Genomic DNA, 25,761 nt, shown 5'->3' on the forward strand with positions numbered 1-25,761 from the left:
AAGCAAACAGCAAAAGGGCCGCGACGGTGACTCCGTCGCGGCCCTTTCGCTTTCATGCTTCCGGCTCAGGCGATGCCGCGGCCGAGGAATTCCTTGATCTCGTAGCCCGGCATGAAATTGCCGATGCGCTTGATTTCCCATTCGAGACGAACGCCGGAATGCTCCAGCACGCGTGACCGCACAGTCTCGCCGAGATATTCGAGCTCGTAGCCGGTCGACTGTCCGGTGTTTATCATGAAGTTGCAGTGGAGCGGCGACATCTGCGCGCTGCCGATCATCATGCCGCGGCAACCCGCCTCATCGATGAGTTTCCAGGCGGAGTGGCCTTCCGGGTTCTTGAAGGTCGAGCCACCGGTCTTCTCGCGGATCGGCTGCACCGTCTCGCGATGCTGGCGCACCGCGTCCATGTCGGTGCGGATCTTGTTCTTGTCTTCCGGATATCCTTCGAAAATCGCGTGCGTGAAGATCAAGTCCTTCGCCGCTGCAGTGTGACGATAGGAATATCCCATGTCGGCATTGCTCAGCACATGCTTTTTGCCTTTGCGGTCGACCGCATGGACCTCCACAACCCGCTCGCGCGTCTCGCCGCCGTTTGCCCCGGCGTTCATCCGGAGCGCGCCGCCGATCGAGCCCGGAATGCCGTAGTAGAAATAGAAGCCGCCAATGCCATGATCGAGGGCCATGGCCGCGATGTTCTTGTCGGGGCAGATGGTACCTGCCTTGATGCGGTTTTCGCCGACGAGTTCGAGATCGCCAAAACCCTTGGCCGAAAGGCGGATGACGACGCCCGGTATGCCGCCGTCGCGCACGAGCAGGTTGGAGCCGACGCCGATCACCATGACCGGAACCTCCTCCGGCACGAGCTTCAGGAAGGTGACGAGATCGTCCGTGTCGTGCGGCTGGAACATGAGCTCGGCAAGCCCGCCGGCGCGAAACCAGGTCACCCGGTCCATCGGGGCATCGGGCGTGATGCGTCCGCGGACTGCGCTGACGCCGCTTCCGAGCGCTTCGAGAAGTCTTTCACCGTTAACCTGTTTCATGCTCAAATTCCTGAAATATTCGCGAGTTCCTTGGGAAGGGCCGCAGCCCAATAGGTAATGCTGCCGGCCCCCAAGAGAACCACAAAATCGCCCGCCTGCGCAATCTTCGAGACGATCGGCGCGATCGCCTCCTGCCCGGGAACGTAACGCGCGTCGCGATGCCCTGCCGCCTTGATGCGGTTGACCAGCACTTCCGAATCCACCCCGTCGATCGCGTCTTCACCCGCCGCATAGACCGGCGCGATCAGGATCGTGTCGGCATCATTGAAGCAGGAGGCGAAGTCCTCGAAAAGGCTCGAAAGACGGCTGTAGCGATGCGGCTGGTGAACGGCGATGATCCGGCCCTGGCAGGCCTCACGCGCCGCCCTCAGCACCGCCTTGATCTCGACCGGGTGATGGCCATAGTCGTCGAAGATGCGCGCCCCGTTCCACTCGCCGGTGAGCGTGAAGCGCCGCTTGACGCCACCAAAGGCGGCGAGCCCTTTCGCGATATCCTCCGGCTTGATGCCGAGGCGCTGGGCGACGGCAATCGCGGCCGTGGCGTTGGAAACGTTGTGGCGGCCGGGCATAGGCAGCCGCAGATCCTTCATCGTGATCACCTGACCCGTGCGGCGGCGGCGAATCTCGATATCGAAGACGGAGGTCGCGCCGTCCATGCGGATATTGTGGTAGCGCACGTCCGCCTGCGGGTTCTCGCCATAGCTGACGACCTTGCGGTCCTCGATCTTGGCGACCATCGCCTGGACCTCGGGGTGATCGAGGCAGAGCACACCGAAGCCATAGAAGGGCACGTTCTCGACGAACTGTCGGAAAGCAGCGCGCACGGCGTCGAAATTGCCGTAGTGGTCGAGATGTTCGGGGTCGATATTGGTGACCACTGCGATATCGGCGGGCAGCTTCAGGAAGGTCCCGTCCGACTCGTCCGCCTCGACCACCATCCATTCGCCGGCACCCATGCGCGCATTCGTGCCGTAAGCATTGATGATCCCACCATTGATGACCGTCGGATCGAGTCCGCCGGCGTCCAGAAGCGCCGCGATCATCGAGGTCGTCGTCGTCTTGCCGTGCGTGCCGCCGATGGCGATCGCGTTGCGGAAGCGCATGAGCTCGGCCAGCATTTCGGCGCGCCGCACCACCGGCAGGAACTTTTCGCGCGCGGCGATCAGCTCGGGATTGTCCTTTTTGATCGCCGTCGAGACGACGACGACCTCGGCATCGCCGAGGTTTTCAGCCTTATGGCCGACGGAGATCTTGATGCCCTTCTCGCTAAGGCGCTGCACGTTGGCGCTGTCCGACTGATCCGACCCCTGCACCCGATGCCCGAGATTATGCAGCACCTCTGCGATGCCGCTCATGCCGATGCCGCCGATACCGATGAAATGTACGAGCCCGATCGTCTTCGGCATTTTCATGAGCGTGTTTCCTTGAATTTCTCGACTGTCAAACCGCTGGCAATAGCCTCTACGAGGGATGCAAGCAAGCGCGCGGCGTCCGGTTTGCCGGTTTCGCGGGCACTGGCGGCCATTTGCGCCAGGGACTGTGGATTGTTCATCGCGTCGGCGAGGATGCCCGCAAGCCGTTCGGCGCTGAGCTCGGCCTGCGCGATAACGCGGGCACCGCCCTTGGCCGCAAGTGCGGCCGCATTCGCCGCCTGATCGTGGTCAAGGGCATAGGGATAGGGCACGAGGATCGCCGGCCTGCCGATCACCGCAAGCTCGGAGACGGTCGATGCGCCCGAGCGGCAAACGACGAGCTGGGCGGCTGCTATCCGCGCCGCCATGTCGTTGAAGAAGGGAGAGACTTCCGCCGGAACGCCGAGTTTGTCGTAAGTCGCGATTACGCCTTCACGGTCCTCGGGACGCGCCTGCTGCGTGACCCGCAAGCGCTGACGCGTGGCGTCGTCGAGACGGCAGATCGCCTGCGGCATCGCTTGCGAGAAATATTGCGCGCCCTGGCTGCCGCCGAATACGACCAGATGGAATGGTGCGTCGCGCATCGAATCCGCGTAGGGCACGCCCGCCGCCTCGAGCACGGGTGGACGCACGGGATTGCCGGTCGTCACCGTTTTCGTCGCGAAAACCCCGGTGCCTTCGGGAAGAAAGCCGCCGGCAATTGCCTGCACGCGTGAGGCCAGCATCTTATTGGCCCGTCCCATCACGGCATTCTGCTCGTGGATGATTGACGGCACTCCCATGCCGGTCGCGGCGAGCAGCGGCGGCACCGTCGGGTAGCCCCCGAAACCAATCACTGCTTTGGGCTTCAGGCGCGTGATCAGGCGCCGCGCCGCACGCAAGCCAGTCCAGAGCTTCCAGACCGATCGCGCCAGCTTGATCGGGTTCTTCGAGCCGATCGTCGCCGAAGGCACGATGTGGATCTCGTCTGCCGGAAATCGGCCGGCAAAGCGCTCGGCGCGGCTGTCCGTCACCAGATGCACGTCGTAGCCGGACGCCTTCAGCTCATGCGCCAGCGCTTCGGCGGGAAAGAGGTGGCCGCCGGTGCCCCCGGCGGCAAGAAGAATGATGCCTTTGCTCATGACTTACTCCGCCGGCATTCCGACACCGGATCGAAAGAGGCTGCGCTCCACGGCGCGCTTCTCGGGCCGGTGACGGGTCAATGCCAGGATGAATCCGGCCGTCACGCAGATCGCCACCATCGAGGAGCCGCCATAGGAAATCAGCGGCAGGGTCATGCCCTTGGCCGGAAGCAACTCGAGGTTCACGCCAATGTTGATCATCGACTGGATGCCGAGTTGCAGCACAAGACCGGCAACGGCAAAGCGGTTGAAATCGTTCCGCTCGCGGAAGGCATGGCTGAGACCACGCATGACCAGGAAGGAAAAGATCAGCACGATGACCATGCAGAAGACGATGCCGAACTCTTCGGCAGCCACGGAAAACACAAAGTCGGTGTGGCTGTCGGGAATGATGCGCTTGACGACACCTTCTCCCGGGCCGCGGCCGAACCAGTCGCCGCGAATGATCGCCTCGCGGGCCGTATCCACCTGGAAGGTATCGCCCTCGCCGGTCAGGAACCGGTCGATGCGACCGGCGACGTGCGGCAGCATGGTATAGGCGACGAAGAAACCGCCGACCGCGGCGCCCGCAAGCACGATAATCCAGAGCCACGGCATGCCGGCCATGAAGAACATGCCGCCCCAGACCGCCGTGGTCAGGATGGTCTGGCCAAGATCCGGCTGGGCGACAAGAAGCGCCCCGACGATCCCGAAAAGCAGGATGGCGAAGAGATTACCTGGGATTTCCGGCTGCCGTGCGTGCTCGGAGAAAAGCCAGGCGCAGACGACAACGAAGGCCGGCTTCATGAATTCCGAGGGCTGGATAGAAATGCCGCCGATCGATATCCAGCGCAGAGAGCCCTTGACCTCCTGGCCGACGAAGAGAACCAGCACCATCATCCCGAGCGAGACGCCGAGCAGGATGATCGCTGCGCGCCTGACCTGGCGTGGCGAAAGGAAGGAGATGCCGACCATCACTGCGAGCGACGGCAGGAGGAAGAGCGCATGACGCTTGACGAAGTGGAAGCTGTCGAGGCCGAGCCGTTCGGCAACCGGCGGACTTGCCGCGAAGGAGAGCATGAAGCCGACGCCCATCAGGAGGATGAAGGTCGCCAGAAACAACCTGTCGATCGTCCAGAACCAGTCGGCCACGGGGCCACGTTCGGCTCGGCTTACCATCTGTCTGTCCCCTTTTCCGGCGCAGGTCTGCGCCAATGTCCATCCTTCAGGCCGGCTCCGCTCGTCAGACGAGCATGGTCACGCCTTCGAGTGCTGCCACATGCCCGACAAAGGCATCTCCACGCACCTCGAAATTCTTGTACTGATCGAAGCTTGCGCAAGCCGGGGAGAGCATCACGGCGGAAGGCCCGCCCTCGTCTCGTGCCGCATCCGCCGCCGCATGCGCGACCGCCTTCTCCAGCGTCCCGGAAATCTCGTAGGGCACGGCCTCGCCGAGCGTCGCTGCAAAGGCCGGCGCGGCCTCGCCGATCAGATAGGCCTTGACGATCTTCGGGAAGAACGGCACCAGCGACGTGATGCCGCCCTCCTTCGGCAGACCGCCGGCGATCCAGTAGATGCGATCGTAGCTCGAAAGTGCTGGCGCCGCGGCATCCGCATTGGTCGCCTTGCTGTCGTTGACGAAGACGACGTCACCTTTCTTGCCCACGGGCTGCATCCGGTGTTTAAGTCCCGGGAAGCTGCGCAGCCCATCGATAATGTCCTTCTCGTTGACATCGACCGCCAGGCAAGCGGCAATTGCGGCAGCGGCATTCTGTGCATTATGCCCTCCGCGCAGCGTCTGGATCCCTTCAAGGTCTGCGAACAGCGAAGACGTGCCGCCGCTTGCGCGCATCAGCCGCGAGCCCTCGGCATAAAACCCGTCGGCAAGCGCATTCCGACGCGAAATGCGCACGACCCTGGTTCCGGCGCGCTCCACCCGATCGGCAATCAGGCTCGAGAAGCTGTCATCGACGCCGACGATCGCCGTGCCGCTTCCGGCCACCAGCCGCTCCTTGATACTGGCATAGTGCTGCATCGTGCCGTGCCGGTCCAAATGGTCCGGCGTCAGGTTCAGCAGGACGCCGGCCGTGGGCTCAAGCGTCGGCGCAAGATCGATCTGATAGGAGGAGCATTCCACCACGTAGCAGCGCTCGGCCTTCGGCGGATCGAGCGTCAGCACCGCGGTGCCGATGTTGCCGCCAAGCTGGGTGTCCCGCCCGCTTTCTCTGAGGATATGGGCGATCAGCGCGGTCGTGGTCGACTTGCCGTTGGTGCCGGTGATGGCGATGAACGGGCAATCGGGGGCGTGAACCCGGCGCTCACGCACGAAAAGTTCCACGTCGCCGATGATCTCGACGCCAGCGTGGCGGGCGAGATCGACCGTCCAATGGGGCTTCGGATGCGTCAACGGCACGCCGGGAGAAAGCACGAAGGCGGCAAAGGCCGACCAATCGACGCTGCGCAGACCGGCCGTCGAAAGCCCTGCAGCCGCGGCCTTGGCGACGCTGTCCGGATTATCGTCCCAGGCGACGACCTCCGCCCCGCCTGCGACCAGCGCTTGCGCTGTCGCGAGGCCCGAACCGCCGAGCCCGAAGAGCGCGACCTTCTTGTCCTTGAATGTGGTGACCGGAATCATCGCGCCGTTACCTGAGCTTCAGCGTCGAAAGGCCGATCATCGCGAGGATGACGGCGATGATCCAGAAGCGGATCACCACCTGACTTTCCGTCCAGCCCTTCTTTTCGAAATGATGGTGGATCGGCGCCATAAGGAACACGCGGCGGCCCGTGCGCTTGAACCAGAAGACCTGGATGATCACCGACAGCGTCTCCATGACGAAGAGACCGCCGATGATGATCATAACGACTTCATGCTTCGTGGCAACGGCAACCGTGCCGATGAGGCCGCCGAGCGCCAGCGAGCCCGTGTCCCCCATGAAGATCGCGGCGGGCGGTGCGTTGAACCAGAGGAAGCCGAGGCCGGCGCCGATGACGGCGCCGAGGATTACGGCGAGTTCGCCGGTGCCTGGCACGAAATGGATCTGCAGATAGTTGGCGAAAACGGCGTTACCGGCGAGGTAGGCGATGAGCCCGAAGGCGGCGGACGCGATCATCACGGGTACGATGGCGAGGCCGTCGAGACCGTCGGTCAGGTTCACGGCGTTGCCCGCGCCGACGATGACGAAACCGCCGAAAAGCACGAAGAAATAGCCGAGATTGAGCATCAGGTCCTTGAAGAAGGGGAAGGTCACCGAGGAACCGAAAGTGGAGCCGGCGGTCCCCGCCGAAAGCGACGCCTGCATCATGAAGAAGACTGCGATCGCCGCGATCACGAACTCGATGCCAAGGCGCGCCTTGCCCGAAAAGCCCTTGTCCGACTGCTTGGTCACCTTGAGATAGTCGTCGTAGAAGCCGATTGCGCCGAAGCCCAGCGTAACCAGGAGGGTCGAAACGACATAGACGCTCGAAAGGTCGGCCCACAGCAGCGACGAGACCACGATACCGGCGAGGATCATTAGACCGCCCATGGTCGGCGTACCAGCCTTCTTGAAATGGGTCTGCGGACCATCGGCGCGGATCGGCTGACCTTTGCCCTGGCGGATACGAAGCGATGCGATCATCGCCGGGCCGAACAGGAAGACGATCAGGGCGGAAGTGAAGAGAGCTGCACCCGTGCGGAAAGTGATGTAGCGAAAGAGATTGAAGAATTGAAAGTGGTCCGCCAGTTCCACGAGCCAGATCAGCATAAGGGACCTTTCCCCAAAGGTTTAGAATCGGACATCGTCCAACAGAATCATCTGATAGACGTTACCCACTTGTGGTCGACTATGTTAGGCCATATCCCCTGGCCGAGCGCGGTATCCACCACGTGCAGTGGTGGCAGCGCTATACTTCCCTGCTCCTCGCCGCTTCTTCCGGATAGGCGTTGAGAAGCGCCTGGATGATCCGCCCGCAGCCGGTTCCCTTGGACGATTTGACCATCACCACATCACCGGCGGCAACCGCTGCGAGTGCATAGTCCGTGAGATCGTCGACAGACTCGCGATAAACGACCGAAACCTCCGGCGGCAGAGAGTCGCGCAGATGCGCCATCTCGGGCCCGGCGAGCCAGACGTCGACAATGCCGGCCTCGACGATCGGCCCGGCGAGAGCCGCATGAACATCGGCCGCGTGCTCGCCCATCTCCAGCATGTCGCCGAGGATTGCGATCCGGCGCCCGCCGACGGGCGGCTCGGCGTCGCGCAGCAGCGAGATCGCGGCGCGCATCGAAGCCGGGTTGGCATTGTAGCTCTCGTCGATAAGCGTCAGCCGTCCAGTGCCGACCTTCAGACGGTGCTGCAATCCCCTGCCCTTTTCCGGTCGCATCGTCGCAAGCGAGGCCAGGACCTGATCGAGATCAGCGCCTGCAAGCTTCGCCGCCGCAATCACGGCCAGGGCGTTCTCGGCGATATGGCGTCCCGGAGCGCCGATCGCGACTTCAAGCGTCTTGCCGCCGATCCCCGCCCAAAGCACCGATCCTTCCGATCGACCGGTGAATTCGACCAGCCGGAACTCGGCTTTGGGATTGGCGCCGAAGGAATGGATGTAGCTCACACCGGCAGCACCGGCGGCGCGCTCCAGGAGAGTGAATTGCGGGCTGTCGATATTGAGGACGGCGTGGCCGCCCTTGACGACACCCTCGAAGATCTCGGCCTTCGCCGCTGCGATCTCGTCGAGGCTTTCGAAATTGCCGAGATGAGCCGGCGCGATGCTGGTGACGACTGCCACGTGCGGACGAACCATCTTCGTCAGCGGCCGGATCTCGCCGGGGTGATTCATGCCGATCTCGAAAATGCCGAAGTCGGTGGCCTCAGGCATCCGCGCAAGGGTCAGCGGCACGCCCCAGTGATTGTTGAAGGAGGCAACGGACGCGTGCACCCTGCCGAGCGGGGACAGCACGTGTCTCAGCATCTCCTTCGTCGTGGTCTTTCCGACCGATCCGGTGACGGCGATAACCTTTGCCGCACTGCGGTCGCGCGCTGCGCAGCCGAGGCGGATCAGGGCCTCCAGCACGTCATCGACGACGATCATAGGTGCGATCAGCCGACCGAGGGCGGGAATCTTGCCCTCACTGACGACAAGGAGGGAAGCTCCGTTGGCAAGCGCGATCCCGGCATAGTCATGGCCGTCGACGCGATCGCCCTTAATCGCGAAAAACGCCTCGCCCTTGTTGATCGTTCGGCTGTCGATCGAGATGCCGGCTATGCCCTCTGGCAGATTTCCGACCGGACGGCCGTTCATCGCAGCCAGAAGATCGCTGCTTGTCCAGAGCCAGTTCAAGTCACCGCCCTCCCAATGCCTTGCGTACTTCCTCGTGGTCCGAGAACGGCAGGGTCACGGAACCGATCGTCTGCCCTTCCTCATGTCCCTTGCCGGCGACAATCAGCGTGTCGCCGCTTTTCAGCATCCCGACCGCGGCGCGGATCGCCTCAGCGCGGTCGCCGATTTCGGTCGCGCCTTTGGCCGCAGCCATGATCTCGGCGCGGATGACCTCCGGCACTTCCGAGCGCGGGTTGTCGTCGGTGACGATGACGACATCGGCAAGCCGCGTGGCAATCTCGCCCATGATCGGCCGCTTGCCCTTGTCACGGTCGCCACCGCAGCCGAATACGACAATGATCCGACCCGTGGTAAACGGACGAACCGAAGTCAGGACATTCTCCAGCGCATCCGGCTTGTGGGCATAGTCCACATAGGCGAGCGCGCCATCCTTCGTGTGCCCGACAAGCTCCAGGCGCCCGGATGCGCCCTGCAGTTTCTCAAGCGCGGAAAAGGCCGCCTTGGCGCTGATGCCGGTGGACATGGCAAGGCCAGCGGCAACCAGTGCGTTGGCGATCTGGAAGTCGCCGGCAAGCGGCACGTGGATTTCAAAGATATCGTCGCCGACATGCACCTCCGCCGACTGCTTGTGGCGGAAGTGCTCGACGCGCTTCAACGTGATGAATTCGCCCTTGCGCCCGACGGTGCGCACATCCTGGCCGGCTTTGCGGGCGGCGGCGATTGCCTGGTCCGACCATTGGTCGTCGGCAAAGATCACCGCCGGCGCACCCTTGGGCAGGAGGGCCGAGAAGAGGCGCATCTTCGAGGCCATGTAGTGTTCGACCGTCGGATGGTAGTCCATGTGGTCGCGGCCGAGATTGGTGAAGGCGGCAGCGGCAAGCCGAACGCCGTCGAGACGGTTCTGGTCGAGGCCGTGGCTGGAGGCTTCCATCGCCGCATGGGTCACGCCGACATCGGCGAGTTCCTTAAGCAGCTTGTGCAGCGAGACAGGGTCCGGCGTGGTCAGCGATCCATAGTCGTTGCGGCCCGGTGCGACGACGCCGGTCGTCCCGATCATCGCGGCGGCAAGGCCCGAATGCGCCCAGATCTGCCGGGTGAACGAAGCAACAGAGGTCTTGCCCGCCGTCCCGGTCACCGCCACCATGGTCTCCGGCTGGCGACCGTAGAAGGCGGCTGCAGCCTTCGCCAGGAAACGGCGCGGCTCCGACAGCCCGAATACCGGCATGCCGGCTTCGGCAACACCGCCGGCCGCGGTGACCACGGCTGCGGCGCCACGCGAAAGGGCGTCGGCAATGTATGCGGCACCGTTCGCCTTCGTGCCGGAGACAGCGACAAAAAGATCGCCCGGTTTGACCTGCCGGCTATCGGCCGTAATGCCGGCGATCTCGATATCCGAGGAAACGCCCTTCAATTGCGCCGATAGTTCCGGGAAAGCTGCTCCCGCCAGGTCCTTGATCTTCATGAACTGCATGTCCCGCATCGATATCGACCCGCCGGATCGCGAATCGCTCGCATTCTCATTTCACGGTCAATAAGACACAAGCAAGGCAGAACCGTCTTCTCCAAATTTCGGTTCGACGCCGAGAAGCGGCGCGGAGCGGCTGATGATGTCGCGCACCATGGGCGCTGCGTTTGAACCCGCGGTCCGCCCGCCGCCTTCGCCGGTCTTCGGGGCATCGATGAAGGTGAGCACGATGTATTTGGGATTGTCGATCGGGAACGCGGCGAGGAATGCGTTGAAGTTCAGGTCGTGGGCGTAACGGCCGTTGACCACCTTGTCAGCCGTGCCGGTCTTGCCCCCGACGTTGAAACCGGGAACGAGCGCCCGCTTGCCCGATCCGGCAATGCCGTTCCAGCGAAGCAGGAAGCGCATGTCGTCACTTGTGCTCTTCTTGACGACCGCCGTCGCGAGTTCGTTTGCCTGTTCCTCCGTGCGCGGCAGGAAGGTCGGCGGAATGAGCTTGCCGCCATTGACCAGTGCTGCTCCGGCAACAGCCGTCTGCAGCGGCGTCGTGGAAACGCCGTGGCCGAAGGAGATGGTGATCGAGTTGATCTTCTTCCATTCGCGCGGCTGGGTCGGCGTCTTGACCTCCGGAAGCTCCGTCGGCAGCTTCGAAAGGAGCCCCATGCGCGTCAGGAATTCCTTGTGGCCGGGGATGCCGATCAGGTCGGCGATCTTGGCCGTGCCGATGTTCGAGGAATACTGAAAGATTTCCGGGACCGTCAGCACGCGGCGCTTGCCGTGAAAGTCCTTGATGGTGAAGCCGCCGATGCGGATCGGCGCCGACGCATCGAAGCTGTCGTTGAGCGTCACCTTGCCGGAGTCGAGCCCCATCGCGATCGTGAAGGTCTTGAAGGTGGACCCCATCTCGAACGTGCCGTTCGACATGCGGTTCATCCAGCCTTCCTCGGCGCCTTCCGCCGGCTTGTTCGGGTCGTAGTCCGGAACCGAGGCCATTGCCAGCACTTCGCCGGTATGGACGTCGAGCACGACCGCGCCGGCAGCAATCGCCTGGAAGTTCTTCATGCCTGCGTCGATCACATCACGAACGATGTTCTGCACGCGCACATCGATCGAAAGCCTGACCGGCTCGAGTTTGGCATCACTCGTCATGCCGATCGCCGCGAGGTCGGCGAGGCCCTGGCCGTCGATGTAGCGCTCCATGCCGGCAACGCCGCGGTTATCGATATTGACATGACCGAGGATATGGGCGGCGGTCGGACCACCGGGATAGAAGCGCCGCTTTTCCGGGCGGAAGCCGACGCCGGGAATGCCGAGCGCCAGGATTTCGCTCTGCTGCTTCGGCGTCAGTTGCCGGCGCAGCCACTGGAACCGGGATTTCGACTTGAGCTTGTTGTAGATCTCGCGGGCATTGAGATCGGGGAGAACCGTCGCCAGACGCTCGACCGCTTCGTCGGCATCGACGATCTTGTGCGGCTCGGCGTAGAGCGACACGGTGCGGATATCGGTTGCGAGGATTTCGCCGTTGCGATCGAGAATGTCGGGGCGCGAGGCCATCAAACTGTCGGCAGGCCCGATCGAGGAAACGGTCTCCGGCTGGGCCATGCCGTATTGCACCAGCCGCCCGCCGATCACCGCATAGACGATGCCGAAGCTGGCAATGACGATCGCCACCCGGTTCTTCGCCTGGCTGGCGCTTTTCTTGCGTGCTCCCTGGATCGTGACTTTCACCCCATCGGATGGGCGATTGTTGCCGCCCGCCGAGAAATGCGCCTTGCTCTTCAGCACCATGATACGGGAGAGAAACGACATCAGCGCGCCACCGATCCTGTTGCAATACCATCTGTTTTGATGACGGCGGCGATGCCGTCTTCAGCCGCCTTGTCGTCTTCCGGCTGCGGCAGGTCCGCTTTGAGCATCGGAAGCTCCTCGGGCCGCGCGAGTTGTGTCGAAGGGGTCGGCGCGAGTTGCAGGTCTGCAGCGAAGGCGCCCACGAGGCGCTCGAGCCGGTTCGGTTGCGTCAGTAGCGCCCAATCCGCCTTCAGGAGATCGATCGTGTCTTCCTCGAGCTTGATCGCGGCGTCGAGCCGGCGAACTTCTTCGCGCTTGTTCTCGGCCTGATGCTTGATCGTGTAGGTGACCGTCGCAGCTGCCGTCATGACGACGATCAGGACAATGTCGAGCGTTCGCAGCATCTTCTCTTAGCCCCCCAGTTTCGCAAGGCTCGCCAGTTCCGGCAGATTGAAAATGGATAGATCGTTTCCCGGCGACGGGGCTTCCGTGCGGATGCCGGCCCTGAGCTTGGCGGACCGGGCGCGCGGATTGCGGGACGCTTCTTCCTCGCTGGCCGCAATCATAGGCTTGCCAACTGGCGTGAAGGTTGCGGCGCGTGCCGCGACCATCGGCAGATGGCGGGATCCGGCCGCCTTGCCCGATCGGTCCTGGAAGAACGTCTTGACGATCCTGTCTTCGAGAGAATGGAAGGTGACGACGACAAGGCGCCCGCCAGGTTTCAGTACCCGCTCGGCGGCAAAAAGCGCATTGGCGAGTTCCCCGAGTTCGTCGTTGACGAAGATGCGCAGCGCCTGAAAGACGCGGGTCGCGGGGTGGATCTTGTCCTTGGCCTTGCGCGGCGTGACGGTCTCGATGAGGCCCGCGAGGTCGCGCGTCGTTTCGAACGGCGCCTCCGCGCGGCGCTTTTCGATGGCGCGGGCGATGCGGCCCGCCTGCTTCTCTTCGCCGAGGAAGCCGAAGATGCGGATGAGATCGGAGACCTTGGCGCGGTTGACGACGTCGGCGGCGGAGACGCCGGCCGCCGACATGCGCATGTCGAGAGGCCCCTTCTTCTGAAAGGAAAAGCCTCGCTCGGCCTCGTCGATCTGCATCGATGAAACACCGATATCGAGCACGACGCCGTCGAGGCCTTCTGCCGGCGCATGTTCGGCCAGTTCTGAAAATTGGGAATGAATGAGCGTGAGCCGGCCTTCGGAGGCAGCGACAAGAGGTTGACCTGTGGCAATCGCCGTCGGATCGCGGTCGAGCGCGATCACGTCGGCACCGGCCTTCAGGATGGCGGACGTGTAGCCGCCGGCACCAAACGTGCCGTCGAGAATGATCTTGCCGGGTGCGGGATCGAGGGCAGCGAGCACTTCGCTCAACAGGACGGGAATGTGACGAACCGGTCCGCCGTCGGCTTCAGAATCTCCGCCGCCTTGATCCGTCACCATTCCGCCTCTCCATTCTATTCCGGACGCAACCCCCTTTGCTTGCGCCCTTCCCGGGCCTCCGCCTGCGCCCTCGCAAACGCCTGCGGCTCCCAGAGCTGAAAATGATCGCCCCGCCCGACGAAAGTCACGTCGGTCGAGATGCCGGTGAAGTCGCGAATAAAATCCGTCACCATCAACCGGCCCTCCGGGTCGAGCTTCACAAAGACGCCGCCCCCATGAACGAGGAGCGACATCTGGTTGGCGACATCCGAGAACGGATCCTCTGCCGCCATCTGCTTCTCGAACCGGTCCAGAAGCTCCGGCCCACCTACGCTGATCGCCGGAAAGACGAAGTCCTGAAAGCAGTATAACTCCCGGACGCCTCCATCCGAAAGCACGGCGCGGAACGCCGAAGGCACGGACACCCGTCCCTTTGCATCGATCCGGTTCGTAGCATGTGACAAGAAGCGGTTCATAACGCGAAACGGCCGCCTCCGACTGACGGGCCACGATCATTGGCCCGCGCGAACACTCGCCTGCGCGCGCAAAAGACCCCCGCCGAACACAAGCGTGTCCGCCCGATCCTTCCGAGGAAGGATCCTTGGAATTTTGCGATGATGGGCCACGACGCGGCCCTTGCGCAGTGCCATTATGGGATAACATGGGACCATATGGGCGTCAATGGGAGAAGCTCGTAATAAGCCTTGCGGATGATCAAATATTGATAGGTTGTTAAGATTAACAAAAAGTTACGACCGGGACCCTAATCCCTTGGAATCCCGCGCGAAACCGCCCTGCGGCAGCAATGGTCGCGGGAACTTTCGGCTGCTGATTCGTTTGAGAAGAGGCGGCTCCGCTCGAAATGCGGTTGCGAACAGCAGGGGAAAGAAAAATAGCCAGTTGGCCTGTAAGCCGGGTTCTGTATGGCCCCGCTCCCGGAGGAACGGAGCGTGGCAGCCATTCATCTGGGACTGCGCTTGCGCGCAGCCTCTTGCAACCCACCCGGATGACGCGCCTGGAAACCGGCTGGACGCTTGCGCGCCCGTGTCATCCCTATTCGGTCTTGCTCCCGGTGGGGTTTGCCGTGCCGTCCATGTTGCCATGTCCGCGGTGGGCTCTTACCCCACCCTTTCACCCTTACTCCGCGAAGCGAAGCGGTTTGCTTTCTGTGGCACTTTCCCTGGGGTCGCCCCCGCCGGACGTTATCCGGCACCGTGTTTCCGTGGAGCCCGGACTTTCCTCCCCCCGCGGCCTTTCGGCACTTGCGGAGCGCGGCTGCCCGGCCAACTGGCAGAGGGGTCATTAACCGACCGAAGCGGCAAGCGCCAGAGAAATCGAATATTTCATCTTCGCTTACGCGGATCGGTCAGCGGTACGAAACCGCAAAGTCGGTCTCGTATTCAGGGGCATCGAGGTGCCCGTTCAGGACGAGCACGGCACCGAGCCGGCCGATCTCGTCGGAACTCTTGGCGGCCTGTCCGTTGCCGCCGGTGACGACAGCGAGGCGATCGCTGGCAAAGCCGATATAGGGATAACCGTGCCGCGTGAACGACGTGACGCAAGGCGCAAAATGCGTCGAAACAGGCCGGAAGCCCGGCATTACTTCGGCCAGCAGGCCATGCATATGATCGGCCGCCGCCTTGTTGCCGCCAGCGCGGAACCATCCCCTCACCGCCGGTTCGCTCGCAAGCATCCGATCAGTCGGGTCGCCGCCAATCTTGATGTAGTATTTGCCGTCCGCATAGGCAACCGGCGGCAGCAAATAGTAGCTTCGCGCCTGCTCCGGAGCCGCGCCGATCAGCGACGGCATGCCCTCGAAGTCGGCGAGATCCTCGGCGCCAACCTCGGCGAAAAGCACCGTGCGCGCCTTCACGACAAGATCGATCGGCCGGGGTAGCAGCGCGTTCGACAGCGAGAAGCCACCGGCCGCGACGAGGACGCGCCTCGCGCGAACCGTCTGGAAGTCGGCGGTCGCAACAGCGACGTGATCCGAACGCTCATCGACGGAAATCACCTCGGAACGGATGACCCGCGCACCCGATCTTTCGGCAAGCAGCGTCTGCGCCCGCACCAGCGCCCGCGGGTTGATGTGGCCCGCGCCGCTCGCCTCATGGATACCGCCATAGCCTTGTGGAAAACGAAACCAGGGGAAGCGCTGAACGAGATCATCGCCAGAAATCAGGGGCGCCTCGACGCCAAGCCTGTCGCGGGCGTGCCCGACCTTGTCCAGATAGTCGAACTCTCCGCCCGGCGCCGGTGCCGCTATCAGGCAACCGACCTCCGCATAGAAGTCGATGCCGCTCTCGCCGGCAATCGCAGGGTAGCGATCGATCGAGCGGCGCGCGAGACGGGCCCAGACTGGATCCTCGTCGATCGTGCGGGTAATGCGGGCATTGTCGTAGTGGCTGGCGAAAACGCCGCCGTGGCTGGCCCAATCTTCTGGCTCGTCGGGGCCGATAAGCGCGACGCTTGCACCTGCAGCGGCCAGATGCCGCGCGGCCGCAGCCCCCATCATGCCCTTGCCGACGACAACGAAATCAAGACTTTCCGACATGCGACTCCCCGATCGTTCGCTCCGCCGGGATAACATGTCGTAAGAGCATTGGCACAGAATTCCTTCGGGGGTTAACGCTATGCCGGAACGCGAGACCTGTCCGGCTACTGCATGATTCCTTAAATCGGAACCGATTTACGGACAAAATCATGCAGAAACTCAAAGCTCTGCAGCGACCTTTGCGCGTCTGACTCGACGCGCGGCGCTGTAGGCCTTGGACCGCGACCGATCCAAGGCAAGTCATGTATCGGCTCGGGGCGGAGCCCCCCGCGGAACCGATGATTGAGCGCTTAGTTCAGGATGCTCTCGACCTTGCCGCAATAGCGCTTCGACACCGGGTTCATGCGCTTGGCGCCATGGCCGGCGTTGTATTTCAGGATGGTGCCGCAGGTTGAGCCGTCCGAGAGCTCTTGCGCCTTCGCCAGATACATCATGCCGAACTTGATGTTGGTTTCCGGATCGTAGAGACCCTTGGCGGAACCGGAGTAGCCCATCATGCGGGCAGTGGCGGGCTTGATCTGCATGAGGCCGATCTCACCGGCGCTGCCGCGTGCATTCGCGTCGAAGTTGCTTTCGATCTGAACGACGGCGTGGGCGAGGCCGGCGGGGACGCCAAATTGCTTGGCGTAGGATTGGATGAGGATCGTATATTGCGAGCCCGTCGACAGGCTCAGGTCAGGCTTCGGATAACCAGTCGTTCTGGTCACTGACTGAAGCGAAGAGGTCTTGATGGTTTTGTCGACATCCCCTGCATACGACACATCCATCCCGGCAACGGACATGCCAAAGCATGCCGCCACCGCAGCAACAGACGATATTCTCATTTAGTTTGAAGTCTCCGGTCTGGGGAACCGCTCGCGCCGGCGCACCCCGCCGCCACGACCGAATTTCCCGATCGTTTTTATTGACAAAAGAGCGGCGCGGTCGCGCTGCATCCCCTGCAGTTGATGCAGGGAAAATGAAGGGGCCATCATGGTAAACATGTGGCAACACAAAAAAATCGCGCAAGAAAGTGATGAGCGCGCTAAATTTGCGCCCCCAAAAATCGCCGCCTAAACGCTGCGATTCGGAAGTGCGGAGAGCAGGCGGTGAAGCGTGTTGATGGTCGAAACATCGGCGATTCCGTCCACTCTCGCCTGACGGAAATGCCGCTGGAAAGCGGCCACGGCGCCTTCCGTCTTCTCACAGAAATCGCCTGTTATTTCAATTCCATAGCCGTAGAGAGACAAGAGCGACTGGATGGCCTCGACCGGTTGCCCGCGGTCACCGCGCTGGAAAAACCGGCCTCCGCCCACCGGCGTCGGTTCCACCCAGTGTCCGACCCCCTTGGCGTGCAGCACATGCCAGGGAAATTTTTCTCCCGGATCGACCTTGCGAATCGGTGCCACATCGCTATGTGCAAGCACTCTTTCCGGGGCGATGGACCAGCGCTGGCCACAGTCCCGACACAATTCGACGACCGCGTCGACCTGTGCTTCAGGGAAGTCCGGCAGTCCGCCCGGATGGCCGGCATTGGCGATCTCGATGCCGATCGAACAGGAGTTGATGTCCGTCTCGCCTTTCCACGAGCTTTTGCCCGCGTGCCAGGCGCGTCGCCCCTCGGCGACGAGCTGGTCGACGCGACCGTCCTCATGGACGAAATAGTGGCTGGAGACCTGGCTTTCCTCGCGGCAAAGCCAGTCGAGCGCCGAAGCGGCCGTCTCCATGCCGGTATAGTGCAGCAGGATCATATCCGGATTTCGCCCGCCGGCGCGCTCGCCGTAATTGGGCGACGGCACCAGACGCGCACCGGGAAAATCGCATGTCTTCGCTGTCATGCGGCGCGGCGTTCTTTCTCGATCGCCTCATAGGCTGCGTTGAGCGCCGCCATGCGATCGTTCGCGATCGCGTGAAATTCCTCCGGCACGCCCCGCGCCACCAGCATGTCCGGATGGTTCTCGGACACGAGCACGCGATAGCGCCTGCGGATCTTGGCGAAATCGTCCTTCGGCGACACGCCCAGCACCTCATAGGGATCACCCGTGAGATGGACATGGCGCGCCATGATGCGCTGGAAATGCTCCTCGTCCATCTTGAAGATCTCCGCGACCCGCATGAGGAAAGCGAGTTCCTTCTCATGCACGGCGCCATCGGACTTCGCGATGTGGAAGAGCCCGTCGATGATGTCCTCGAGGATCGGGCAGTTCTTTTCGCAGGAAGAGCACAGCGACGCCATTTTCTCGGCATAGGCCTCGTAGCCCGCGACGTCCTGACGCGCGAGGTTGTAGAGACGCGCAACGTTCTGCGCCTGATCGGCGGGAAATTTGAAGATATCGCGGAAGGCGGCAACCTCGGTCTCGCTGACGATGCCGTCGGCCTTCGCCATCTTCGCGGAAAGGGCGATCATTGCGACCGAGAACGCGACCTTGCGCCGCGTTTCCGGATCCCCTTCAAAGAGGGTGCGTACGGCCTCTACCACGCCCGCGAGCGCATTGCCCGTGGCTGTGACGATTTTCAGCAGGCTGTCCCAGAATGACATATGTGCGATTTTTCCCTGTCCACCCTGCAGCATGACCCGAAGTGGTGGCAAATTGCAAGCGGCCGATCGCCGGAAAACGTCACGGATGACGAGTTTGTGATGGCCCCTCAATAAATCATATTGCCGTAAATCTCAACCTATTTCGAAGTATATGGGCCTTGATCGATTCCGCAGCTGGCGGCCGAACTTTTGAAGCATCCACAGGCCTGTCATTTAACTTCCATCGGATTTGCGCTAGACCACGGTGTCCTTGAATGAGCAAGGATAATGAACATGACCGGCTCCGCTGAGCCGTTGCCAGTGCCGAATCGCCGAGGAGGAACCATGGCCAAGAAGAAAGTCGCAATGCTGACGGCGGGCGGGCTCGCCCCCTGCCTTTCATCCGCAGTCGGCGGCCTGATCGAACGGTACACGGACATTGCGCCCGACTACGAACTCGTTGCCTACCGTTCCGGATATCAGGGCCTGCTTCTCGCTGACCGCATCGAGATCACCAGGGACATGCGCGAGAAGGCGCATATCCTCCACCGCCACGGTGGTTCGCCGATCGGCAACAGCCGCGTCAAACTTACCAACACAGCCGACTGCGTGAAACGCGGGCTCGTCAAGGAAGGTCAGAACCCGCTTCGGGTCGCCGCCGAAAGGCTGGCCTCGGACGGTGTCACGATCCTGCATACGATCGGCGGCGACGACACCAATACGACGGCGGCCGATCTTGCCGCCTATCTCGGCGCGAACGGCTATGACCTGACAGTGGTCGGCCTGCCAAAGACAGTCGACAACGACGTCGTGCCGATCCGCCAGACTCTCGGCGCCTGGACGGCGGCCGAATACGGCGCCCGCTTCTTCGACAATGTCAGCAACGAGCAGAGCGCGGCGCCGCGCACGCTCGTCGTCCACGAAGTGATGGGCCGCCATTGCGGCTGGCTGACAGCGGCAACCGCGCGCTCCTATATCCAGATGGCCAAAGACAAGGAATATGTCGACGGCTTCATGATGAACAAACAGCTGAAGAGCATTGATGGCCTCTACCTGCCGGAGATGAAGTTCGATCTGGACGCCGAGGCAGAGCGCCTGCGCGAAGTCATGGACCGCGCTGGTTTCGTCACCCTGTTCGTCAGCGAAGGTGCCTGCCTCGACGCGATCGTCGCCGAGCGCGAGGCGGCCGGCGAGACAGTGAAGCGTGATGCTTTCGGCCACGTAAAGATCGACACGATCAACGTCGGCAACTGGTTCTCGAAGCAGTTTGCAGCTCTTCTCGGCGCCGAACGCTCGATGGTGCAGAAGTCCGGCTATTACGCCCGCTCCGCGCCTGCCAATGGCGACGACCTTCGCCTGATCCAGGGCATGGTCGACCTTTCGGTCGAAAGCGCTCTAAACAAGGTCTCCGGGGTCACCGGCCATGACGAGGACCAGGGCGGCAAGCTGCGCACGATCGAGTTTCCGCGCATCAAGGGCGGCAAGCATTTCGACATGTCGACCAAGTGGTTCGGCGACGTCATGGACGTCATCGGCCAGAAGTGGCAGGCGGCAGACTAAAGAGCGCCCATAATTGCAGTTGACGGCTCCGCGCTTGCGTGGCTCCCTCCGGGTTCTTTCCAGGAAAACCATCCAAGCGCGGAGCCTTTTCATGTCCTTCGAACATTGGTTCGCCTTTGCCGCCGCCTCGGCAGTGCTGCTCGCCATCCCTGGCCCAACCATTCTTCTTGTGATTTCCTATTCCCTCGGGCACGGTCGCAAGACCGCCGGCGCGACCGTCGCCGGCGTCACCCTTGGTGACTTCACCGCCATGACCGCCTCGATGCTCGGCCTCGGCGCCCTGCTCGCCACGTCGGCTGCCATCTTCACCATTTTGAAGTGGGTCGGCGCCGCTTACCTCGTCTGGCTCGGCATCAAGCTCTGGAAGGCACCCGTCGGCGGCGAGGATCAGGATGCCGACGGCGCAGCCGCGCCGGAAAGGCCGTGGCGTATCTTTCTCCACGCCTATGCGGTCACCGCACTAAATCCGAAAAGCATCATCTTCTTCGTCGCCTTCCTGCCTCAGTTCCTCGATCTATCGCGACCGCTCTTCGCCCAGATGGTTGTATTTGAGGCGACGTTCCTCATACTCGCGGCACTCAATGCAATGCTCTATGCCTTTCTCGCCTCGGCCGCCCGAAACACGATCCGCAAACCGAATATTCGCCGCGTGGTCAACCGCACCGGCGGCTCGCTGCTGGTCGGCGCCGGCGTGCTGACGGCCGGTCTGAAGCGGGCCACGTCGTGAAAATCGGTGCCGCGCTTGCCGCAACTGATGGCATGGGTTAATGGAGATTCAAGCGCGGTGGTTGGCATCCACTGATTTGCAGGGGCTACGGGGCCCAGAAGCACGAAAGTGACACGATGGCTATATTCCGTATCTCCCTTTCAAAACAGGCATTTACGGCCGCTGCCCTGGCATCGGTGGCCATTGCCTCGGGGTGCTCCACGGTCGAGCATACGTCGCTTGAAGAACTGACCGCCATACAGACGGTCACCCCCATCCCCAAGCCCGGAACGGAAATGACGGCCTATGCCCTGCCGACACCGAACGGGGCGGCAACCGTAGCTTCGACAGCCCTTGTTTCTCAAACGACGCCCGGTGAGACCACACCGGCCGCGACGGACGCGGCCGCGGCATCGACGACAACCGCGGTGGCAACCGTGGCAACTGAGATCTCTCCAGTAGCGGCGACCGCGGTACCTGCAACTGCGACGATGCCGGCGAGCGATGCGACGCTGGCCTATGCCGCGCCTGAGAGGGTAGCGATTCCCACGGCCAAGCCCGGTCAGGCGTTTGAAGTGGCGATGGCATCACCAGCGGCGCCCGCAGTCCCCTCGACAGCATCGGCCGCACTCGCGGAAAAGCCGGCCGGCGCCGAGCCGGTGGCCACGCCCTTCCTCGGGATTGCTGTCGCCTGGGAATCGGATTTCGACACGGGCGAGCCGGTCGGCCTCGAAACGCTGGTCGCCAAGCGGATGATCGTTCCGACGGCACGGCCGAACACTGGCGTGATCGGCTCGGCTGTCGGCGCCGTCGCAAACGTCATTCCCGACTCGCTGAAGTTTTCAAAGACGCCGACCAGTTCCCGTCCCGAGCTCGACCGGCTGATCAAATATTACGCCGAGCTGAACGGTATTCCGGTGGAGCTCGTGCACCGGGTCGTCAAGCGCGAGAGCAACTACAATCCCCGCGCCTACAGCAAGGGCAACTACGGCCTGATGCAGATCCGCTACAACACCGCGAAGGGGCTCGGTTATGAAGGACCGGCCGAAGGCCTGTTCGACGCGGAAACCAACCTCAAATACGCGACCAAGTACCTGCGCGGCGCCTGGATGGTGGCCGACAGCCAGCATGACGGGGCGGTGAAGCTCTACGCCAGTGGCTACTATTATCACGCCAAGCGCAAAGGCCTGCTCGACGCGCTGGACATGCGGTAAGCGCGGGGTCCGACAAACGGGGTGGAACTGATGTCCGAGGCGCTCAGTCGAGCGCCTCTATTATTTTCGCATTCAGCTTCTGCACGTCGTAGCCGGTGCGCGACGGCGTGAGGCCGAGGCGGACGACGGCCAGCCGCAGAGAGGGAACGAGCATGATCGTCTGTCCGTCGTGTCCGAGCATCCAGAAGGTATCCGCAGGGAAGTTGCCCGTGCCGGCCCGAATGCCGTTCTCCTGCAGCCACACCTGGCCAGAGCCATAATCGCCGCCGGATGCCGTCGATGGCGTGCGCATGAAGGAAACATAACCCTCAGGCAAAATCCGCCTGCCCTTCCAGCTTCCACCATCCAGCAGAAACTGCGCAAAGCGCGCCCAGTCCTGTGCGGTCGCATACATGTAGGAGGAACCGACGAAGGTGCCGCTCGCGTCCGTTTCCATCACGGCGCTGGTCATGCCGAGCGGAGCGAAGAGCGCCTTGCGCGGATAGGCGAGCGCTTCGGCCGGGTCGTCGAACGTCCGCATCCATAGTTGGGAGAGGAGATTGCTGGTGCCGCTCGAATAGCGGAATTTCGCGGCCGGCTGCGTGTCTAGCTGCTTTGATGCCACGAAGCCGGCCATGTCGCTTTCGAGATAGAGCATGCGCGTCACGTCGGTGACGTCGCCATAGTCCTCGTTGAACGCGAGCCCACTCTGCATCGCCAACAAGTCGGCAAGCTTGATCCGCGACCGATCATCGCCGGCCCAGGCGGGCAGCAGGTCGCCGCGAGCGACATCCATTTTTCCCTCACCGATCCGCAGGCCAACCAGCGCCGCCGTCACCGACTTCGTCATCGACCAGCCGAGCAGAGGCGTATCCCGATCAAACCCGGGTCCATAGGTCTCCGCGACCAGCCGGCCATCCCGCACGACGGCGATCGCCCGTATGCCGGGACCTGCCAGGCCGGCATCTTCTATGACGCCTTGAATCGCCGGGTCGATCTCGGCCTTGCTGCCGTCGGGCCAGGCAACGGCAGCATCATGGGCCTCGTATGCTCCCGTCTCGTCTTTTGTCTCGCTCACCGAACCCGCAAGCGCTTGCGCTCCGCTGTCATCGACATTGGTGCAGCCAAGTCCCGGCCTGTGCACCGCTCGGCCAGGAGCGGCAAAGCCGAATATGCGCGCCGTCACGCTCTGCTTCTCCCGATCGACCGAGACGCTGACGAACTTCAGGAGCGGGTGACCGGGCGCCTGTACGTCTTCCGCAAGAACGGCTTGCGGATCGCGTTTGGCAAGGAAGACATTGGAGCAGACGATCTTGGCGGCATAGCCGTCGCCGACCTTCAGAAGCTCCGGCGGAAACAGCGCCAGCCAGCCGCCGATGCCCGCAAGACCGACGACCACCGCCCCGGCGGTCGTCTTCAGCAAACGTTTCATGCGCTTCCTCCCGGCTTCAGGACCACCACGTCTCCACCACGCGGCAATCGCGAGAGAAACAGGGTTCAGGCGAAAGGAAAAGCCCTTGGAAGCCCCGCGCCTGTGCGAAATCCCGTCATCAAAGTGTAGCGGAGTCACTTTAGAAGCGCCTAAGTTTCAACTGGATGACAGGCAAAGATGACCGAACTCGCTCCCGATGCCGGCTTTGGCAGGAAGAATCCGAAGCTGAAAAGCGCGCTGCTGCAGCACAAGCCCCTCTCCCTCGCCGGCCTGTCGGAACGCCTGTTCGGGCTGCTATTCTCCGGTCTCGTCTATCCGCAGATCTGGGAAGACCCGAGCGTCGACATGGCAGCAATGCAGATCCGTCCCGGACACCGCATCGTGACGATCGGTTCAGGCGGTTGCAACATGCTGACCTATCTCTCCGCCGGCCCTGCCCATATCGATGTCGTCGACCTCAATCCGCACCATATCGCACTGAACCGGCTGAAACTTGCCGCCTTCCGCCACCTGCCGAGCCACAAGGATATCGTGCGCTTTCTCGCCGAAGCCGGCACGCGGTCGAATGTGCAGGCCTTCGACCTCTTCCTCGCGCCGAAGCTCGACGCGGCGACCCGCGCATACTGGAGCGGCCGGTCCCTCGACGGACGCCGACGCATCGGCGTCTTCGGCCGCAACATCTATCGAACCGGCCTTCTCGGTCGCTTCATTGCCGCCAGTCACCTGCTCGCCCGTCTCCACGGCATCAATCCGGAAGAGTTCGTCCAGGCGCGCTCGATGCGTGAACAACGCCAGTTCTTCGACGACAAGCTCGCGCCGCTGTTCGACCGTCCGGTCATCCGCTGGATCACCAGCCGCAAGAGCTCGCTTTTCGGCCTCGGCATCCCGCCCCAGCAGTTCGATGAGCTCGCTAGCCTCAGCGCGGAGAAGTCGCTTGCCGCGGTGCTGCGGCACCGTCTTGAAAAGCTCACCTGCCATTTCCCGCTCCGCGAGAACTATTTCGCCTGGCAGGCTTTCGCGCGGCGCTACCCGCTGCCGCACGAGGGCGAACTGCCGGCCTATCTGCAGGCCGAGAACCACGAAGCGATCCGCGATCATGCGGACCGCGTCGAGGTCCATCACGCAAGCTTCACCGAACTGCTTGCCCGCAAGGCGGCTTCGTCAGTCGATCGTTATGTGTTGCTCGACGCGCAAGACTGGATGACCGATCGGCAGTTGAACGACCTTTGGACGGAGATCACGCGCACCGCCGACCGCGGCGCCGTGGTGATTTTCCGCACCGCCGCGGAAGCGAGCATCCTGCCGGGCCGCGTTTCCGCTGCACTGCTCGACCAGTGGCACTACGATGCCGAAACGTCCATCAAACTCGGCGCAGCGGACCGTTCGGCCATCTACGGCGGCTTCCACGTCTATCGGAAGAAAGCATGAACGCCGCCCAGCCCTTGGAAAACAACCACGCCCGCCTGATGGACCAGATGTACCGCTATCAGCGCTACATCTATGACTTCACTCGGAAATATTACCTCTTCGGACGCGACACGCTGATCCGGGAGCTCAATCCGCCGGCGGGCGCCTCGGTGCTCGAAGTCGGCTGCGGCACCGGCCGCAACCTCGCCATGATCGGCGAACTCTATCCCGGTAGGCACCTGTACGGTCTGGACATTTCCGCGGAGATGCTCGCGACCGCGACGGCAAAGCTTCGGCGTCACGGCCTGTCGAGCGTAAACCTGCGCGTCGCCGATGCGACGAATTTCACGCCCGCCGCGTTCGGGCAACCGGGCTTCGACCGCATCGTCATCTCCTATGCGCTATCGATGATTCCCGAATGGGAGAAGTCGCTCGAGGCTGCGATCGCCGCCCTCAACCCCGGCGGCTCACTCCACATTGCCGACTTCGGCCAGCAGGAGGGTTGGCCCGGCGGTTTCCGCCGCCTGCTCCAGGCATGGCTGAAGCGCTTTCACGTGACGCCCCGCGAGACGCTTTTCGAGATCATGCGCGAGAAGGCGAAGAGAAACGGCGCGACGCTCGAATTGAAGTCGATCGGCCGGGGATATGCCTGGCTTGCCGTCTATCGTCGCCCGGATCGGAACGGCGCCTGAGAACATCCTGCGCGGCGCCGACCGAAGCCCGCTCGCGCCAGCGAGCGTCCCGCCTGGGTTGCCTCTGCCGCAATTCCCGCTTGAGCTAACCCAATTTTTACGATGATATGGTGAAAATGGGGCACGCCTCCGAGGGGAAAATCATCATCATGGAAGCCATCGCGTGAGGCAGGATCGTCGATCG

Annotated in this window: 22 protein-coding genes and 1 other RNA gene; 5 read left to right on the forward strand and 18 right to left on the reverse strand. The window is 62.7% G+C overall.

Annotated elements, in window-relative coordinates; all coding sequences use genetic code 11:
* Positions 1-65 precede the first annotated feature (65 nt).
* The 17 genes from murB to QA637_RS11000 all read right to left on the reverse strand — a co-directional run bounded on the left by murB (position 66) and on the right by QA637_RS11000 (position 18,608).
* On the reverse strand, positions 66-1,040 hold the full coding sequence (murB, locus tag QA637_RS10920) for a UDP-N-acetylmuramate dehydrogenase (protein ID WP_153437356.1): 975 nt from the start codon (positions 1,038-1,040) through the stop codon (positions 66-68).
* Positions 1,041-1,042: 2 nt separating this feature from the next.
* A complete protein-coding gene (gene murC / locus QA637_RS10925; RefSeq protein ID WP_283061439.1) occupies positions 1,043-2,452 on the reverse strand; it encodes a UDP-N-acetylmuramate--L-alanine ligase in 1,410 nt (469 codons plus the stop codon).
* Entirely contained in the window at positions 2,449-3,573 is a 1,125-nt protein-coding gene (gene murG / locus QA637_RS10930) for an undecaprenyldiphospho-muramoylpentapeptide beta-N-acetylglucosaminyltransferase (protein WP_283061441.1), read from the reverse strand. Before murG ends, murC begins: the two co-directional genes overlap by 4 nt.
* A gap of 3 nt (positions 3,574-3,576) precedes the next feature.
* Positions 3,577-4,731 carry a putative lipid II flippase FtsW gene (gene ftsW / locus QA637_RS10935; protein WP_153437359.1) on the reverse strand — a complete coding sequence of 385 codons (1,155 nt, stop codon included), beginning with the start codon at positions 4,729-4,731 and terminating at the stop codon, positions 3,577-3,579.
* Positions 4,732-4,795: 64 nt separating this feature from the next.
* On the reverse strand, positions 4,796-6,187 hold the full coding sequence (gene murD / locus QA637_RS10940; protein ID WP_283061442.1) for a UDP-N-acetylmuramoyl-L-alanine--D-glutamate ligase: 1,392 nt from the start codon (positions 6,185-6,187) through the stop codon (positions 4,796-4,798).
* A gap of 7 nt (positions 6,188-6,194) precedes the next feature.
* Entirely contained in the window at positions 6,195-7,295 is a 1,101-nt protein-coding gene (gene mraY, locus QA637_RS10945) for a phospho-N-acetylmuramoyl-pentapeptide-transferase (RefSeq protein WP_153437361.1), read from the reverse strand.
* A gap of 139 nt (positions 7,296-7,434) precedes the next feature.
* Positions 7,435-8,868, reverse strand: a complete 1,434-nt coding sequence (locus QA637_RS10950; RefSeq protein WP_153437362.1) for a UDP-N-acetylmuramoylalanyl-D-glutamyl-2,6-diaminopimelate--D-alanyl-D-alanine ligase — start codon at positions 8,866-8,868, stop codon at positions 7,435-7,437.
* A 1-nt stretch (position 8,869) separates the two neighbouring features.
* Positions 8,870-10,330 carry a UDP-N-acetylmuramoyl-L-alanyl-D-glutamate--2,6-diaminopimelate ligase gene (locus tag QA637_RS10955; protein WP_153437363.1) on the reverse strand — a complete coding sequence of 487 codons (1,461 nt, stop codon included), beginning with the start codon at positions 10,328-10,330 and terminating at the stop codon, positions 8,870-8,872.
* Positions 10,331-10,396: 66 nt separating this feature from the next.
* Positions 10,397-12,142: a peptidoglycan D,D-transpeptidase FtsI family protein gene (locus QA637_RS10960; RefSeq protein WP_153437364.1), complete on the reverse strand. Its 1,746-nt coding sequence runs from the start codon at positions 12,140-12,142 to the stop codon at positions 10,397-10,399.
* Entirely contained in the window at positions 12,142-12,525 is a 384-nt protein-coding gene (gene ftsL, locus QA637_RS10965; protein ID WP_153437365.1) for a cell division protein FtsL, read from the reverse strand. Before ftsL ends, QA637_RS10960 begins: the two co-directional genes overlap by 1 nt.
* Before the next feature lie 6 nt (positions 12,526-12,531).
* Positions 12,532-13,557: a 16S rRNA (cytosine(1402)-N(4))-methyltransferase RsmH gene (gene rsmH / locus QA637_RS10970; protein ID WP_153437366.1), complete on the reverse strand. Its 1,026-nt coding sequence runs from the start codon at positions 13,555-13,557 to the stop codon at positions 12,532-12,534.
* 14 nt (positions 13,558-13,571) lie between these two features.
* Entirely contained in the window at positions 13,572-14,012 is a 441-nt protein-coding gene (gene mraZ, locus QA637_RS10975; RefSeq protein WP_153437367.1) for a division/cell wall cluster transcriptional repressor MraZ, read from the reverse strand.
* 416 nt (positions 14,013-14,428) lie between these two features.
* Positions 14,429-14,827, reverse strand: an RNA gene (rnpB, locus tag QA637_RS10980) — RNase P RNA component class A.
* A 75-nt stretch (positions 14,828-14,902) separates the two neighbouring features.
* Positions 14,903-16,090 carry an NAD(P)/FAD-dependent oxidoreductase gene (locus QA637_RS10985; protein WP_153437368.1) on the reverse strand — a complete coding sequence of 396 codons (1,188 nt, stop codon included), beginning with the start codon at positions 16,088-16,090 and terminating at the stop codon, positions 14,903-14,905.
* Between the two features lie 290 nt (positions 16,091-16,380).
* Positions 16,381-16,914, reverse strand: a complete 534-nt coding sequence (locus tag QA637_RS10990) for a lytic transglycosylase domain-containing protein (RefSeq protein ID WP_153437370.1) — start codon at positions 16,912-16,914, stop codon at positions 16,381-16,383.
* A gap of 228 nt (positions 16,915-17,142) precedes the next feature.
* On the reverse strand, positions 17,143-17,907 hold the full coding sequence (locus tag QA637_RS10995; protein ID WP_283061447.1) for an N-acetylmuramoyl-L-alanine amidase: 765 nt from the start codon (positions 17,905-17,907) through the stop codon (positions 17,143-17,145).
* Positions 17,904-18,608: a J domain-containing protein gene (locus QA637_RS11000; protein ID WP_153437372.1), complete on the reverse strand. Its 705-nt coding sequence runs from the start codon at positions 18,606-18,608 to the stop codon at positions 17,904-17,906. Before QA637_RS11000 ends, QA637_RS10995 begins: the two co-directional genes overlap by 4 nt.
* A gap of 324 nt (positions 18,609-18,932) precedes the next feature.
* Here QA637_RS11000 and QA637_RS11005 point away from each other — a divergent pair, with 324 nt between their 5' ends.
* From QA637_RS11005 to QA637_RS11015, 3 genes are all read left to right on the forward strand, one after another.
* Positions 18,933-20,147, forward strand: coding sequence for a pyrophosphate--fructose-6-phosphate 1-phosphotransferase (locus tag QA637_RS11005; protein WP_153437373.1), 1,215 nt, complete (start codon positions 18,933-18,935; stop codon positions 20,145-20,147).
* A 91-nt stretch (positions 20,148-20,238) separates the two neighbouring features.
* Positions 20,239-20,874 (forward strand): LysE family translocator, encoded by a 636-nt coding sequence (locus QA637_RS11010; RefSeq protein WP_153437374.1) that lies wholly within the window; start codon positions 20,239-20,241, stop codon positions 20,872-20,874.
* A gap of 116 nt (positions 20,875-20,990) precedes the next feature.
* A complete protein-coding gene (locus tag QA637_RS11015; RefSeq protein ID WP_153437375.1) occupies positions 20,991-22,067 on the forward strand; it encodes a lytic transglycosylase domain-containing protein in 1,077 nt (358 codons plus the stop codon).
* Positions 22,068-22,110: 43 nt separating this feature from the next.
* Here the strand turns inward: QA637_RS11015 and QA637_RS11020 are convergent, their stop codons facing one another.
* Positions 22,111-23,478, reverse strand: coding sequence for a serine hydrolase domain-containing protein (locus tag QA637_RS11020; RefSeq protein WP_153437376.1), 1,368 nt, complete (start codon positions 23,476-23,478; stop codon positions 22,111-22,113).
* Between the two features lie 177 nt (positions 23,479-23,655).
* Between QA637_RS11020 and QA637_RS11025 the strand changes: the two genes are divergently transcribed.
* Together QA637_RS11025 and QA637_RS11030 are read left to right on the forward strand one after the other, a co-directional pair.
* The gene (locus QA637_RS11025; RefSeq protein WP_153437377.1) at positions 23,656-24,906 is read left to right on the forward strand and encodes a BtaA family protein; all 1,251 of its coding nucleotides are present in this window, start codon (positions 23,656-23,658) and stop codon (positions 24,904-24,906) included.
* Positions 24,903-25,577: a class I SAM-dependent methyltransferase gene (locus tag QA637_RS11030; RefSeq protein WP_153437378.1), complete on the forward strand. Its 675-nt coding sequence runs from the start codon at positions 24,903-24,905 to the stop codon at positions 25,575-25,577. Before QA637_RS11025 ends, QA637_RS11030 begins: the two co-directional genes overlap by 4 nt.
* The last annotated feature ends 184 nt before the right edge of the window (positions 25,578-25,761 follow it).

This window comes from Sinorhizobium terangae (assembly GCF_029714365.1).
Lineage (GTDB): Bacteria > Pseudomonadota > Alphaproteobacteria > Rhizobiales > Rhizobiaceae > Sinorhizobium > Sinorhizobium terangae.